Below are 14092 nucleotides of genomic sequence, written 5' to 3' on the forward strand. Positions count from 1 at the left end.
GTTTCGGTATTCGATAGCAAGGCGGACGGCACTCAGACCATGCCGCCGTTGGCGCGCAGCACCTGCCCGTTGATCCAGCTCCCGACAGGGCTGGCAAGGAAGGCAACGGCGTGGGCGATGTCGTCGGGGGTGCCGAGGCGTTCCAGCGGGTTCATCTTCGCCAGCCGGTCGATCAGTTCGGGCGACTTGCCGTTGAGGAACAGGTCGGTGGCGGTCGGGCCGGGGGCCACGGCATTGACCGTGATCGAGCGGCCGCGCAGCTCTTTCGAGAGGATGGCCGTCATCGTCTCCACCGCCGCCTTCGTTGCCGCATAGACGCCATACGTCTCCGGCTTCAGCCCGACCACACTGGTGGACAGATTGATGATCCGGCCGCCGTCGCGCAGTCGGCGCGAAGCCTGACGCAACGTGTTGAACGTGCCTTTCAGATTGATGGCGATCTGGCTGTCGAACAGGCTGTCGTCGCTGTCGGCAAGCGTGGCGAGCTTCATGATGCCGGCGTTGTTGACCAGAACGTCGACGCCGCCGTAGGCCGCTTCGGTGGCGTCGAACAGGCGCGCGACGTCGGCGGGCTTGCTGACGTCGGCCTGCGCGCTGATGGCGCGGCCACCGGCGGCTTCGATGTCAGCGACGAGGCGTTCCGCTTCTGCGGTGCTGCCTGCGTAGTTGACGACGACGGTGAAGCCGTCGCGCGCCAGATGACGCGAAATGGCGGCGCCGATACCGCGCGACGCGCCGGTGACGATGGCAACTTTGGTGAGGGAAGTCATGGCAGTTCTCCGATTGAGACCGCGGGATCGCGGCGTTGAGAGCACTATGCGATCTTTCGGTTCAGAGATAATCGGTGTACATTGCACGTCACTGTTTCCTTGTGGCGAACAATAACGGATCGGGAGAACGCGTCATGGACCGTCTGGATGCCCTGCGGCTTTTCGTCCGAATCGTGGAGCGGCGCAGTTTCACCCTGGCCGCGAACGATCTGGAGATTCCCCGCTCGACGGCGACCAAAGTGATCGCGGAGATGGAGACGCGACTGGGCGTGAGGCTGCTTCAACGCACGACGCGTGTGGTGCGTCCGACGCTTGACGGCGAGGCATTCCACCTGCGGTGTGTGCGTATCCTTGACGATCTGGAAGACGCCGAAGGGGCATTTCGGGGCGCGCACCCCACGGGGCAGTTGCGCGTGGAAGTGCAGGGCACGCTGGCGCGTCATTTCCTGATGCCGGGCCTGCCCGCGTTTCTTGAGCGCTATCCGCAAATCGAGTTTTCAATGAGCGAAAGCGATCGATGGGTGGATCTCGTGCACGAAGGCGTGGATTGCGCGGTGCGATATGGACATCTCCCGGACAGCGATCTCGTGGCGCGGCGTGTCGCGACGTTGACGCGACTGACCTGTGCAACACCCGGCTATCTGGCGAAGTTCGGCACGCCTGCCAGCATCGATGCGCTCGATGGGCACCGCATGGTGGGGCTGCGCTCCATTACGACGGGGCTGGTGACGCCTCTGGAGTTTGAGCACGCGAACGGATTGCAGACGCTGTCGCTCAAAGGGCCGCTCATCGTGACCGGCACCGAGAGTTATCTCGCCGGAATCCGGCTGGGCCTTGGGATTGCGCAGGTCCCGCGTTTCCATGTCGAGGACGATCTGAAAACCGGCAAGCTGATCGAAATTCTGGCGGATGCACGACCCCCGTCTGCCCCGGTGTCGCTGCTCTATTCGCGCAAACGTCAACTGTCGCCGCGTGTTCGCGTCTTCCTGGAGTGGGCGGGCGACGAATTCAAATCGAGAAACGTGTCGCTTTGACTCGGCGGGAGCATGCCCGCCCGTCAATGCTTCCCCGGTGTGCTGCCGCTGTTCTGAAATTTCCGTTTGCAACATTTCCATATTTCGACTAAATTCGAAATATGGAAACTAACAACGTACTCACTGCCCTGGCGGCGCTCGCGCATTCCGTCCGACTTACGGTCTTCCGCTTGCTGGTCCAGGCGGGCCCCGAAGGGTTGCCCGCCGGCCGCATTGCGGAACTGATGGAGATGCCGGCGTCGTCTTTGTCGTTCCATCTCAAGGAACTGCATCGCGCCGATTTGCTGACGAGCCGTCAGGAAGGCCGCTCCATCATCTACATGGCGCACTTCGAGACCATGAACGGATTGCTCGGCTACCTCACGGAAAACTGCTGCGGCGGTGTGCCGTGTTTGCCTGATGCCGCCTGCAAGGTTGGCGAAACGGCCGGGAAGTCGCGATGAGCCTTTCGCAAAAGGCGGTCGTCGCGCCGCCACCGCCAGCCATCGGATTTTTCGAGCGCTACCTCACGGTGTGGGTCGCATTGTGCATCGTCGCAGGGGTCCTGCTCGGTCAATGGCTGCCGGGGCTTTTCCAGACCATCGGCACGATGGAAGTCGCGCAGGTCAGCTTGCCGGTCGGGCTGCTGATCTGGGTCATGGTCATTCCGATGCTCATCAAGATCGACTTCAGCGCGATGGGGCAGGTGGCCGGACATTGGCGCGGCATCGGCGTCACGCTGTTCGTGAACTGGTTCGTCAAACCGTTTTCGATGGCGCTGCTGGGCTGGATCTTCATTCGCCATCTGTTTGCCGGGTGGCTGCCTGCGAATCAGCTCGATAGCTACGTTGCCGGATTGATCCTGCTCGCGGCGGCGCCATGCACGGCGATGGTTTTCGTCTGGGCGCAGTTGTGCAAAGGCGATCCCTATTTCACGCTGTCGCAAGTCGCGCTCAACGACGCCATCATGATTGTGGCCTTCGCCCCTGTCGTGGCGCTGCTGCTCGGGTTGTCGTCGATTACCGTGCCCTGGGATACGTTGGTGATCTCGGTCGGGCTGTACATCATTGTGCCGGTCGTGATCGCGCAGGTCGTTCGCAAAGCGTTGCTCGCGCGCGGCGAGGCCGCCTACCAGCGAGTCGTCGGCGCACTGGGGCCGTATTCGGTTGCTGCATTGCTTCTCATGCTGGTGCTGCTGTTCGGCTTTCAGGGCAATGCCATCGTCAAGCAACCGCTGATCATTGCGCTGCTGGCGATTCCGATCCTCATTCAGGTGCTGTTCAATTCCGCGCTGGCCTACTGGCTCAACCGAAAGTTGGGGGTCGTCCATTGTGTGGCGGGGCCGTCGGCGTTGATCGGCGCCAGTAATTTCTTCGAGCTGGCGGTCGCCACGGCGATCAGTCTGTTCGGTTTCCAGTCCGGCGCTGCGCTCGCCACCGTGGTGGGCGTGCTGATCGAGGTCCCTGTGATGCTGCTGGTCGTCGGCGTCGTCAATCGATCGCAACGCTGGTATGAATCGCCATGAGGCAATGAGAGAGCATCATGTCCGTCACTATTTATCACAATCCCGATTGCGGGACGTCGCGTAACACGCTGGCGATGATTCGCAACGCCGGTATCGAGCCCACGGTGATCGAGTATCTGCGTTCGCCGCCGGACCGCCAGACCTTACAGTCGATGATTTGCGATGCGGGCCTGACGGTGCGCGACGCCATTCGGGAAAAAGGCACGCCTTACGCCGAGTTAGGGCTGGGTGATCCGTCGCTGTCCGACGATGCGCTGCTCGCCGCCATGCTCGCGCATCCGATCCTCATCAACCGGCCCTTCGTGGTGACGGCGCTGGGCGTGCGGCTGTGTCGCCCGTCGGAAGTGGTGCTCGACATTCTGCCGTCGCCGCAGAACGGGGCCTTCGTCAAAGAGGATGGTCAGCCGGTGGTGGACGCCGACGGCCGGAGGATTGCGTGATGTCCGACATGCTGAATATGCCGAACATCAGGGAGTCCGTCTTCGATATGCCGGACCTTTCCAAGCTCAATCCGGTGACCCCCAGCGCCCATCCGCCGCGAATTCTGCTGCTTTACGGCTCGTTGCGGGCCACGTCGTACAGCCGGTTGTTGGTGCAGGAAGCGGAGCGAATCCTCCGTCGTTTCGGTGCGCAGACGCGCATTTTCGATCCCGCAAGTTTGCCGATGGCCGATAGCGTGTCGGCGGATCATCCCAAGGTGGTGGAGCTGCGCAAGCTCTCCGAGTGGTCCGAGGGGCAGGTCTGGTGCAGTCCGGAGCGTCACGGCACGTTGACGGCGGTCTTCAAGAATCAGATCGACTGGTTGCCGCTGGAGATGGGCGGGGTGCGCCCCACGCAAGGCCGCACGCTTGCCGTCATGCAGGTCAGCGGCGGTTCGCAGTCGTTCAACTCGGTGAATGCGCTGCGCGTGTTGGGGCGGTGGATGCGGATGGTGACGATCCCGAATCAGTCGTCCGTGGCCAAGGCGTATCAGGAGTTCGATGCGGATGGTCGCATGAAGCCGTCGCCGTATTACGACCGGGTGGTCGACGTCATGGAAGAGCTCTACAAGTTCACGCTGCTGGTCAGAGACCGGAGCGAATATCTTACGGACCGGTACAGCGAACGCAAGGACGCAGCGCCTGCGGTTGCGGCGTCGCTGGCCGCAGCCGCCATGCGTCATGAGGCTGCCGCGCAAGCGAGCGACGCTGGCGCAAGCGACGCCGAATAACGCACCCGTGCGGCCGCGACAGAGATGGCGCCGCGCTATTTGCCCGGTGGCGTCGCGAGCCATGCTTTCTTGTCCGTCCTGAGCGCCCACGCTTCGGCATCGGGCAGCGGTGTGACCGGTTCGTCGGCTTGCGGATAGACGCCGGCGAGCCGGGCGTTTTCCTCGGCAAACCATCTCTGATCGGGGCGCAGCTCATAGTCCGGCACGATCGCGCCTACCGGGCAGACGATGACGCAAGTCGTGCAATTGACGCACACGGCGGGGTTGATCACCACGAATTCCGGCCCGACGTGAAAGGCGCCGACGGGGCATGCGAAAACGCAGTCCCCGAAGCGGCATTTGATGCAGGGTTCCGTTACGACGCAAGTCATTGCGTGTCTCCTCATTCGCGCGGCGCACGAGTGGCGCGCACGCAAGCGCTAACGCGATGGCCGTCGCAATCGACGGACCATCGCAGGCGGTTCGTCTGCCAGCGCCATCTGGTCAGCGTTCCCCGATCACTTACGGCGTTTCCGAAAGATTCTCCTGATAGGTTTCACGCGCGGCCCACGTGGCGACCAGCGTGATCAGCCCGAGCGCTGCCATGAGTGCGGCGACGGATTCGATGTGTCCGGTCCTGGCGAGCAGCCAGGTGGCGGCCATCGGCGTGAGTCCCCCGCCCAGCGCGGCGGCGATCTGCACGCCCAACGAGGCGCCGCTGCATCGCACACGCGTGCCGAAGAGCTCCGGAACGAAGGCCGCTTGCGGCCCGAATAGCGTGGCGTGCCCCAGACTCATGCAGACGGCCATCGTGACGATGACGGCCGTATGGCTGCCCGTCTGAACGAAATAGAAGAGCGGCAGCGAAGCGACGATCGTGGAGAAGGCGCCGAAAAAGTACAGCGGACGCCGGCCGATCCTGTCGGAGAGCCATCCGGCGAGCGGCACCGTCACGAACTCCAGCACGGCGGCGATGAGCACGCCGTTGAGCATGACGTCACGCGGAATGCCCACGACCTGCGAGCCGTACATCACGACGAATACGGACAGCAGGTAAACCCACGCCACTTCCGACACCTTCAGTCCGATGGAGATGAACAGGCTGCGCTTGTACGACCGGAAGACTTCGACCAGCGGGAGCTTGATGGCGTGTTCGTCCTTCATGGCACGCAGAAATTCGGGGGATTCGGTCACGCGCAGACGGATCAGCAGACCGACGAAGACGAGCGCGATACTGACCATGAACGGCAGGCGCCAGCCCCAGGTGAGGAACTGCGCGTCGGGCAATCGGCTCACGAGCGCGAATGCGGCGGTCGATAGCACGATGCCAAGCGGAAAGCCCACCTGCACGATGGCGCCGTAGAGTCCGCGCCGCCCGGGCGGGGAATGCTCGATCACCATCAGCGCCGCACCACCCCATTCGCCACCGAGCCCGATACCCTGAATCACTCTGAGGAAGACCAGCGCGAGCGGCGCCCAGACGCCGATGTGATCGTACGTCGGCAGCAAGCCGATCAGAAACGTGGCGCCGCCCATCATGAACATGGTGATGACGAGCATGGTCTTGCGCCCGAGCTTGTCGCCGAAATGGCCGAAGATCGCGCCACCCAGCGGGCGTGCGACAAAGCCGGCGGCGAAGGTCGCAAGCGCCGCAATCGTCCCCACCAGCGGATCGAACGCGGGGAAGAACAGTTTGTTGAAAATCAGGGCCGCTGCTGCGCCGTAAAGCAGAAAGTCATACCACTCCACCGTCGTGCCGATCACGCTCGACAACATGATGGTTCGCATTCGAGATCGCTCGGCGGCGGCCGTCCGGCTGGCTGCCGTCTGTAGCGAGTCCAGGTGTTCTACGCCCGTAAGTGCCATTTCCCTTCTCCAAAAAATGAATGCGCCGTCTTGACGCGGGACTTCGGTCCTGCCCGAGGAACACAAACATGAAACAAGCGTAGCCCTGATAAAAAACAAATCAAAAATAGTTTCATAATCGTAAACACTGATGTCTTGTTAGGAAACACGGACGTACAGTGCAGCTAACCCCCCGTCGGCACAGGCGGGGCGATTCATCCAGTCAAGGAAACGAAGCTATGGACACGAATGAAGCGATGGCAGAGAACACTCCTGCGAAACATTTCAACCAGCGGTTGCAGGGAAAGCTGGAGCCGACGAAGGGCGGGTCCGTGTACGTCGACCCGAAGTCGATGGAGTGGCAGAAGTCCCAGTTCGACAAGATCTGGATGAAGGTGCTGTACCGCAACGATCAGGAGGGGGAGATGACGGTGTTGCTGAAGTGGGAGCCGGGCGCGACGCTGCCGTTTCACCGTCATCCGGAAATCGAGCAGAGTTTCGTGCTCGAAGGGTCGTTTTACGACCACGACGGGATCTGCCGGGCAGGTGAGTATGTGTATCGCGTGCCGGGGTCGTTGCACGAGACCCATTCCGACGAAGGGTGCTTGCTTCTCGCCGTCTACCGCAAGCCGAATACGTTCTTCAATGCGGTCGCTGGTTTCGAGAACAAGAAGTACTGATCGGAAACATCAGCACCAGTGTGGTGCCGAGAGTTTCCCAAAAGGGTTACAATCGGGGTGTTGAACGGTGCACCTTCGAGACAGGGTGTGCCGTTCGCGCTTCCTGGAATCCGGGCACACACTGGAATATGACCAAGAAACAGACCGCAGCACACATCCGTTCCATCGAAACCAACGGCGAGTTGTTCAACGACGATGAAGAGGCCGTCTGTCGCAGACTGCGTGCGCTTCGCACGGAAAAGGGACTGACGCTCGAAGCGCTGGCGGCGCTCTCCGGTTTCACGAAGGGATACCTGTCCCGGATCGAAAACGGTGGCAAGGCGCCTCCCATCGCATCGCTGGCGAAGATCGCGCGGGCCTTGGGGCAGGAGTTGAGTTGCTTCTTCGTCGACGACGTCACCAGCACGTCTGCCCGACTGGATGAGTCCCGCGTCTCCGTGGTGCACAAGTGGGAGCGCAAACCTGTGACGCGCGGCGGTTCGGCGTTCGGGTACGACTATGTCAGTCTGGCGCACAAGCGCGCCAACAAGCTGATGGAGCCGTTTGCGTTCACCTTCCCGGCGTCGGGCGACGTCGACCAGTTCTTTCAGCACGCGGGCGAGGAGTTTATCTACGTGCTGTCCGGCAAGGTGGCGTTCGAGGTCATGCTGGGCGACGCTAAGCGAACCTATACGCTCGAAGCCGGTGACAGCATCTACTTCGACTCCAGTCTGCCGCATCGTGGCTACAGCCTGGAAGGCGAGGCGCAAGCGATGGTCGTCATGCAGGGGGCGGCCGAGGGCGAGGTGGGCGAGCACTGACCGGCAAGGCCCGCGTTCAGGTCATGGGGATGCCATGGCCGGACGTGGGCGACGATGGAGGACGGGGTGATGGGTGCGGTGGAAATTCTCTTATTTAATTCGGAATCCGAATTTTATTCGCAATGATTTGCCCTGATTTCTCCTGGGAGATGCCAATTGAAAGTCGCCGTAGTGTTGTATGAGGCTGTTGAGCCGATTGATCTTGCCGTGGTGGGGGTGTTGTCCATGGCGACCCGTGTGACCGATCAACTTGAATATTTCACGGTCGCGGAGCAGGGGGGGGCGCTCGCGTTGCAAAACGGGTTCACCGTGCAGGTCGATCACGACTTTGCGTCGGCGCCGCCCGTGGACGTAGTGATCGTGACGGGCGGTCCCGGATGGCAGGCGCAGGCCCAACATCCGCCGATGCTCGATTTCGTCCGTGGTCGGTACGCTGCCGGTGAGGGGGTGGCGAGTGTCTGCACCGGCGCGATGATTCTCGCGGCAGCGGGTTTGCTCGACGGTAAACGCGCGACGACCAAGTTCGAGGTGACGCCTGCCGAACGGCCGCCGCTGACAGTGTTGCGTGAGCGCTTCGGTATCGCCTCGACCGAGGCGCTGGTCGTCGATGAAGGACAGATCGTCACCGGCGGGGGCGTAACACTGGGGATCGACACGACGTTGTATCTGCTGCAACGCTTTCTTGGGGCCGATGTGGCGCGGGACACGGCGCGGATCATGGAATATGCGGCATCGTGGGAGGCCAATCGGTTACGGCTCCCCGTTATCGTTGGCGCATCGGGCGCGTAGGACTGATCGCAGGGCTGATGATGCGACGCCATTTTGCCTTTCGCAGAGATCGGCGATAATGGGCGTCCGTCGGCAGACCGGACGTTGCTTCGCGCACTGGGGCACGCCTGTGTCGGCGTCTTAACTCAGAGATTCGCTATGCGTGACATCATCGACGGCTTCCTGCGATTTCAGCGTGAGGCCTATCCTCAGCGTGCCGAGCTTTTCAAACAGCTCGCCACAAGCCAAAACCCGAAAGCGCTGTTCGTGACATGTTCGGACAGCCGCGTCGTGCCGGAGCTGCTGACGCAGCGTGAGCCCGGTGAACTGTTCGTCATCCGCAACGCGGGCAATATCGTTCCGTCGTACGGCCCCGAGCCCGGTGGCGTTTCCGCGACCGTTGAATATGCGGTCGCTGTGCTGGGCGTCAAAGACATCGTGATTTGCGGTCACTCGGACTGCGGCGCGATGGGGGCCATCTCGCGGTGCACGTGTCTGGACCATATGCCGGCGGTCGCGAACTGGTTGCGCCATGCGGATGCCGCGAAAGTGATCAACGCAGCGCACTCGTTCGATACGCCGCATGCCAAGCTCGACGGGCTGGTGCGGGAGAACGTCATTGCTCAGTTGGCCAACCTGCGCACGCACCCCTCCGTGGCGCTGGCGCTGGAGCAGGGGCGCATGAATCTGCACGGTTGGGTCTACGACATCGAGACTGGCGGCATCGAAGCGCTCGACGGCGCAACGCGTCAGTTCGTCTCGCTGGCGGATTCGCCGACGACCGTGGCGGTGACGTCGCGCAATCTCGACGGGCGTTAAGTTCGGGAAGCCCGCAGGTCCGGGTTTTCAGGCGACGCCAACTTCGTTGTCTTGAAAACGCGACGCGCGGGTGAATGTCGGTCAAGCGGTGTCCCTGACGGGCGCGCTACATTTCGGGCGTGGAATGCGATCTGCAAGGATGGCATCCACGCCCGAAGTGCTTTCAGATCTGCTGTTGGCCGCCGTCGACGAACAATTCGATGCCGTTGACGAAGCTCGCGTCGTCGGAGGCGAGGAAGAGTGCGGCGCTGGCGATTTCGCCGGGCTCACCCAGACGTCCCATCGGAATCTGCGCGGCGAGATAATCGGCGAGGCCCTGACGTTGGGCGGCGTCGTTGCCAGCGAGATCCAGCAGACCCGGCGTACGGGTGGCGCCCGGGCTGATCGTATTCACACGCACGCGGCGGTCCTTGAGATCGAGAATCCAGCTACGAACAAAGGCGCGTACCGCGGCCTTCGACGCCGAATACACACTGAATGCCGCCGTGCCTGCGCTGCCCGCGGTCGAACCCGTGAGAATCACCGACGCGCCTTCGGCAAGCAGCGGCAGTGCTTTCTGCACGGTGAACAGTACCCCCTTCACATTGCGATCGAACGTGTCGTCATAGTGCGACTCGGTGATGGCGCCGAGCGGCAACATCGAACCGCCGCCGGCGTTGACGAACAGCACGTCGAGACGTCCCTTTTCCTTTTCGATCTGCGCATAGAGCGCGTCGAGTTCGTCGAGTTTTGTGGAGTCGACGTTGACGCCCGTGGCGCTGCCGCCGGCTTCGCGAATGCCGGCGACTGCGGTATCGAGTTCTGCCTGACGGCGTCCCGTGAGATAGACGTGTGCGCCTTCTGCCGCGAAACGCTGTGCGGTGGCGAGGCCGATCCCGCTGCTGGCGCCGGTGACGAGTGCGATCTTGCGGTCGAGCTTGCTTGCCATGATGTTTCTCCTTCCATCCAGTGAGTGAGCGCGCGAGGTGTTGCGTGCTGCGATGTAAGGAGAATATCGACGCCCCGATCTTTTCGAAATAGAATCAATTGCAAACAAACGTTGCAAAAATGAAATGATGAGGGTGAATGGCGAAGCTACCTGACTTCGAAGGATTGGCGATGTTCGCGAAGGTTGCCGAGGAGGGATCGTTTGCGGCGGCGGCGCGGACGATGGGGGTTTCCGTGGCGACGGTGTCGCGTGGCGTTGCGCGGCTGGAGGACCGGCTGGGCGCGCGGCTCTTCAACCGTACGTCGCGGCAGCTTTCGCTGACTGAGTTCGGCCGGACGATCTGCGAGAAGGCCGGGGAGATTTACCGTCAGGCGGAGGAGGCGGAAAGCGCTGCTCGGGAAATGTCGGTGAAGCCGCGGGGGCTGGTGCGTCTGGCGGTGCCGATGGCGTTCGGGCTGCGCTGGGTCGCGCCGCTGCTGCCGGGGTTCTTCCGGGCGTATCCCGAGGTGTCTATCGACCTGCACCTGTCGGATGCGCCGGTCGATATCGTGGCGGACGGATTTGACGCGGCGCTGCGTATTGCCGCGCTGCCGGATTCGTCCCTGGTCGCCCGACGGTTGTGTGCGGTGACGCAATTCGTCGTGGCGTCGCCTGCGTATCTGAAGCGGGAAGGGCGGCCGGTGCACCCGCGAGAACTCGCGGATCGGCCGTGCCTGTCTTACGCGTACCGCGCCCGCAGTGATGTGTGGCGTTTCACGAACGACGCGGGGGAAGAGGAGGCCATCAGCCCGAGGGGGCAACTACGCGTGACGAATTCCGAGGCGCTGCTGCCGATGTTGCTCGACGGTCTCGCCATCGCGGAATTGCCGGAGTTCATGGCGGGTGAATATCTCGCCGACGGACGCCTCGAAGCGCTGCTGACCGACTGGTCGCTCACCAAAGGTGGTTTGTACTTCGTCACGCCATCGGCGCGAGCGCGCCCTGCGAAGGTGGCGGCGCTGTCGGACTACTTCGCTGAGCATCTTTCGGATCCGGTTTGGCGGTGGCCGAAGTAGCGGTGTTAGCGGAGGTGGGCGCGTGCCTGACGTCGCGGCGTATAGACGGCCCGGCCTTCATCCGTTGCCGACCTGAACGTCGGCGGCGCAGGAGGGGAGTCTTGATGCATCGAGACCGCGAGATAGGAATGCCACTTTCTGCCGAGGTACCACCTGTGTCGCAAAGTCGGCATCTGCCGGGATCGGTTCCCAGAAGAACCCAAGTTTGAAAATCGGCAGGATGTTGAATTTCCTTGATCGAAAAATTCCTCTGTTGCGCTTGAATTCACTGTATCTGTCACCTTTGAATTCTCGATGTACAGACGTAAATGGAAGTATCCGTTCCGCAATGTCTGAAAATAGAAAATCTGGATGAGATTCAGAAAATTTCTTGAGCGCATCGAATTGGTCCGATGTCGCCAGGAGGAGGTTCGAGTCCGTAACTACAATCGGGCGGACGATCTTAGTCGCGTATGATGAAAATCTAGACGAAGTTGTTCCAATTGATTTTCGAACTGGTGAACTGAAGGGATAGCTGGAAATATTCGCGCGGATTGGGGCGTGTTAAACCTTGTTAGGGGCTCAATCGCAGGATCGTTTGTGCCGCTCCAGGGGCATGCAGTGCGCGTTGCAAAGCACCACCCACAAACGTCAGTAACCACTATCAAGAAAACCAAGAAATTCTGGCGGAGGCGGTGAGATTCGAACTCACGGAAGGGTTACCCCTTCGCCGGTTTTCAAGTCTGGCTGGGAAAACGTTGTGGGGTAAGGGGTTAGGTGGTCGATTGCTTCGAAATCGGCGGGACGTGACCGGCTGGAAACCCGCGTGTTTACTGGGGGTGGGGAAAGCGTTGCGGAGCAGGATTTGAGGGGGGGGGGGAGGTTGCGGGAAGTCAGGAAATTTCCTGATTTTTTGTCGTCACAAAAAATAATTGCCGATCAAGAATTTCTGTGGGTACAATAAATGCCCATGGATATCAGTTTCGACCCAGCGAAAAGTGAACGGAATGTGCAGGAACGGGGTTTGCCGTTCACGAGCCCAAGACTTCGAATGGGACAGCGCTGTGATCGAAGAGGATGTTAGAGTCGACTACGGCGAACGCCGTTACCGAGCTTTCGGGTACATCGGTGAACGGTTGTTCGCGTTGGTCTTCACGCATCGCGCAGAAAAAATACATGTCATCAGCTTGCGCAAGGCGAATTCGCGAGAGGTGAAACGCTATGCCCAAACTTAAGCCCGGAACGATCCTCCCCACTCGGGTTGAGGATGCCAAACTTAAAAAACAGAGTCGTCAGGATTTAGATAATCCTGAGTGGACGAAGAAGAACTTCGCTAAGACGAGGCCTGCGAGCGAGGTATTGCCGGGGATTGTCGGTGAAGAAGCGGCTGAGAAACTGTTGCGGCCTCGCGGACGACCGAAGGCCGATCAGACGAAGGAGCGAATCAACATTAGGCTGTCGCCGGAAGTTGTCGAATACTTCAAGGCATCTGGTCGCGGGTGGCAAACGAGAATCGACGTAGTGTTGCAACAGTTCATTGCCGAGCATCCGCATTTGGTGTGATGGGTGACTTTTGCTGGCGGTTCATTCATGAATCAGTCTGATTTTTCAGTGCTACTTTCGTACAGAATGAACTGCTTACCGAACCCAAGTTTGCGAGCAATTCGCCGGGGGCCGGTATTGATGACGACGTCCATGGGCAACTGAGTAGAGCGAGCCTCGTTGTATGCCGTGATCAATCTGCTAGGGTATGTCTTGACGCCGAGTCGCTTGAGCACTTGGGGTGCAAGAACTTCGATCGGACGCACGGGGATTGGTCTGCCTGATAGGACACTGCGTTTTGCCTTTGCGTACACCCCAAACCCTAATCTGACTATCGCCCCCGCGTCGATGAGTTCTCGGAGCGCGCGGCTAAGACTCGCTTCGCTTCCCAATGACGCGAAGTCGGAACGCAAGAAGACTATTGCGCGTCGCTTACGTATCGAAGCTGCCAGTTCGTCTTTTAGGCTCATGCTCGTCCTCATGGTGTTTGGACATTTGGCTTTCAACAGCAATGGACGAAGGCGTCTCGATTGCCGTATTACTGATACGTTGCATGGGTACGATAGTTGACCCAAACCGTGCTGCAAAAGCATTTCAGTTCGGTAGGTGGAGATGCCCGGGCGCTCAGGAAATGGCGATTCTTCAGATACGTCCCAAGACTTTCCAAAGGATTCGTCCGAATAGCGCGACAAGGTGTAAAGTCGCGCCTCCTAGCCGTTGTCATGCGGTTCTCGGGCCAATATTCTCTAATCGTCACGTCCCAAACGTGACCGGGATTTGCAGCCCGACAACGAGTTCGAGGGCACACGGCCGCGATGTTTGCGGCTATCGTGTGCATGACCACCGCGCGTCTTCTGTGGGTGGGCTTGGATTGGGACACCGTCAGGTGTGCCGTTGAACCTTGTTCGTTGCGGTCTGCAAACCTAGTCCAATGCCCGCCCACCCTCCTACTGGATGTGTGAGCGGGATTCAAACGGTTAGCAGGAGTGCCCCGCATGAAATCCCTCGTATCTACTTCCCCCTCGGTTCGCGACTCGCTCGACAAAATTCATAGCCTGTCCGAACGTCTCGTCGCACTCTGCATGGTCGCGGCAAATTGACCTGCCCCCTGCAAACAGGGCCAGCCGGAGTCTAGTAAAGTTCGTTTTCGGAGAAGAAGACGAACATGAAGAAGCGATT

Annotated in this window: 17 protein-coding genes; 12 read left to right on the top strand and 5 right to left on the bottom strand. The window is 60.6% G+C overall.

Annotated elements, in window-relative coordinates; all coding sequences use genetic code 11:
• Window positions 1-32: 32 nt before the first annotated feature.
• The gene (locus PCA20602_RS21885) at window positions 33-770 is read right to left on the bottom strand and encodes an SDR family oxidoreductase (RefSeq protein ID WP_150722989.1); all 738 of its coding nucleotides are present in this window, start codon (window positions 768-770) and stop codon (window positions 33-35) included.
• A 134-nt stretch (window positions 771-904) separates the two neighbouring features.
• Here PCA20602_RS21885 and PCA20602_RS21890 point away from each other — a divergent pair, with 134 nt between their 5' ends.
• The 5 genes from PCA20602_RS21890 (at window position 905) to arsH (ending at window position 4518) form a co-directional block, all read left to right on the top strand.
• Entirely contained in the window at window positions 905-1804 is a 900-nt protein-coding gene (locus PCA20602_RS21890) for a LysR family transcriptional regulator (RefSeq protein ID WP_150722990.1), read from the top strand.
• A 101-nt stretch (window positions 1805-1905) separates the two neighbouring features.
• Window positions 1906-2247 carry an ArsR/SmtB family transcription factor gene (locus tag PCA20602_RS21895; RefSeq protein WP_150722991.1) on the top strand — a complete coding sequence of 114 codons (342 nt, stop codon included), beginning with the start codon at window positions 1906-1908 and terminating at the stop codon, window positions 2245-2247.
• Complete coding sequence (gene arsB, locus PCA20602_RS21900; protein WP_150722992.1) at window positions 2244-3308, top strand: ACR3 family arsenite efflux transporter; 1065 nt, start codon at window positions 2244-2246, stop codon at window positions 3306-3308. The genes PCA20602_RS21895 and arsB overlap by 4 nt, the downstream gene beginning before the upstream one ends.
• 17 nt (window positions 3309-3325) lie before the next feature.
• Window positions 3326-3748 carry an arsenate reductase (glutaredoxin) gene (gene arsC, locus PCA20602_RS21905; protein ID WP_150722993.1) on the top strand — a complete coding sequence of 141 codons (423 nt, stop codon included), beginning with the start codon at window positions 3326-3328 and terminating at the stop codon, window positions 3746-3748.
• 8 nt (window positions 3749-3756) lie between these two features.
• The gene (gene arsH, locus PCA20602_RS21910) at window positions 3757-4518 is read left to right on the top strand and encodes an arsenical resistance protein ArsH (protein WP_425495700.1); all 762 of its coding nucleotides are present in this window, start codon (window positions 3757-3759) and stop codon (window positions 4516-4518) included.
• A 35-nt stretch (window positions 4519-4553) separates the two neighbouring features.
• Here arsH and PCA20602_RS21915 read toward each other — a convergent pair whose 3' ends face one another.
• Window positions 4554-4904 carry a 4Fe-4S dicluster domain-containing protein gene (locus PCA20602_RS21915; protein ID WP_343032113.1) on the bottom strand — a complete coding sequence of 117 codons (351 nt, stop codon included), beginning with the start codon at window positions 4902-4904 and terminating at the stop codon, window positions 4554-4556.
• A gap of 115 nt (window positions 4905-5019) precedes the next feature.
• Window positions 5020-6285 carry an MFS transporter gene (locus PCA20602_RS21920; RefSeq protein WP_246182282.1) on the bottom strand — a complete coding sequence of 422 codons (1266 nt, stop codon included), beginning with the start codon at window positions 6283-6285 and terminating at the stop codon, window positions 5020-5022.
• A gap of 296 nt (window positions 6286-6581) precedes the next feature.
• Here PCA20602_RS21920 and PCA20602_RS21925 point away from each other — a divergent pair, with 296 nt between their 5' ends.
• The 4 genes from PCA20602_RS21925 to PCA20602_RS21940 all read left to right on the top strand — a co-directional run bounded on the left by PCA20602_RS21925 (window position 6582) and on the right by PCA20602_RS21940 (window position 9409).
• Window positions 6582-7022 (top strand): cupin domain-containing protein, encoded by a 441-nt coding sequence (locus tag PCA20602_RS21925; RefSeq protein ID WP_246182283.1) that lies wholly within the window; start codon window positions 6582-6584, stop codon window positions 7020-7022.
• 128 nt (window positions 7023-7150) lie between these two features.
• A complete protein-coding gene (locus tag PCA20602_RS21930) occupies window positions 7151-7822 on the top strand; it encodes a helix-turn-helix domain-containing protein (RefSeq protein WP_150722997.1) in 672 nt (223 codons plus the stop codon).
• A gap of 156 nt (window positions 7823-7978) precedes the next feature.
• A complete protein-coding gene (locus PCA20602_RS21935) occupies window positions 7979-8611 on the top strand; it encodes a DJ-1/PfpI family protein (protein ID WP_150722998.1) in 633 nt (210 codons plus the stop codon).
• A 138-nt stretch (window positions 8612-8749) separates the two neighbouring features.
• Window positions 8750-9409, top strand: a complete 660-nt coding sequence (locus PCA20602_RS21940; RefSeq protein ID WP_069341249.1) for a carbonic anhydrase — start codon at window positions 8750-8752, stop codon at window positions 9407-9409.
• Between the two features lie 163 nt (window positions 9410-9572).
• Here PCA20602_RS21940 and PCA20602_RS21945 read toward each other — a convergent pair whose 3' ends face one another.
• Window positions 9573-10337 (bottom strand): SDR family NAD(P)-dependent oxidoreductase, encoded by a 765-nt coding sequence (locus PCA20602_RS21945; protein ID WP_150722999.1) that lies wholly within the window; start codon window positions 10335-10337, stop codon window positions 9573-9575.
• A gap of 137 nt (window positions 10338-10474) precedes the next feature.
• Here PCA20602_RS21945 and PCA20602_RS21950 point away from each other — a divergent pair, with 137 nt between their 5' ends.
• The 3 genes from PCA20602_RS21950 to PCA20602_RS21960 all read left to right on the top strand — a co-directional run bounded on the left by PCA20602_RS21950 (window position 10475) and on the right by PCA20602_RS21960 (window position 12934).
• On the top strand, window positions 10475-11392 hold the full coding sequence (locus PCA20602_RS21950) for a LysR family transcriptional regulator (RefSeq protein ID WP_150723000.1): 918 nt from the start codon (window positions 10475-10477) through the stop codon (window positions 11390-11392).
• A gap of 986 nt (window positions 11393-12378) precedes the next feature.
• Entirely contained in the window at window positions 12379-12606 is a 228-nt protein-coding gene (locus tag PCA20602_RS21955) for a BrnT family toxin (protein ID WP_246182287.1), read from the top strand.
• On the top strand, window positions 12593-12934 hold the full coding sequence (locus PCA20602_RS21960) for a BrnA antitoxin family protein (RefSeq protein ID WP_150723001.1): 342 nt from the start codon (window positions 12593-12595) through the stop codon (window positions 12932-12934). Before PCA20602_RS21955 ends, PCA20602_RS21960 begins: the two co-directional genes overlap by 14 nt.
• Window positions 12935-12966: 32 nt before the next feature.
• On the opposite strand, the gene PCA20602_RS26105 is transcribed toward PCA20602_RS21960, so the two are convergent.
• Entirely contained in the window at window positions 12967-13506 is a 540-nt protein-coding gene (locus tag PCA20602_RS26105) for a DUF6088 family protein (protein ID WP_343032114.1), read from the bottom strand.
• Window positions 13507-14092 lie beyond the last annotated feature (586 nt).

The organism is Pandoraea capi (assembly GCF_902459735.1).
GTDB classification, from domain to species: Bacteria; Pseudomonadota; Gammaproteobacteria; order Burkholderiales; family Burkholderiaceae; genus Pandoraea; species Pandoraea capi.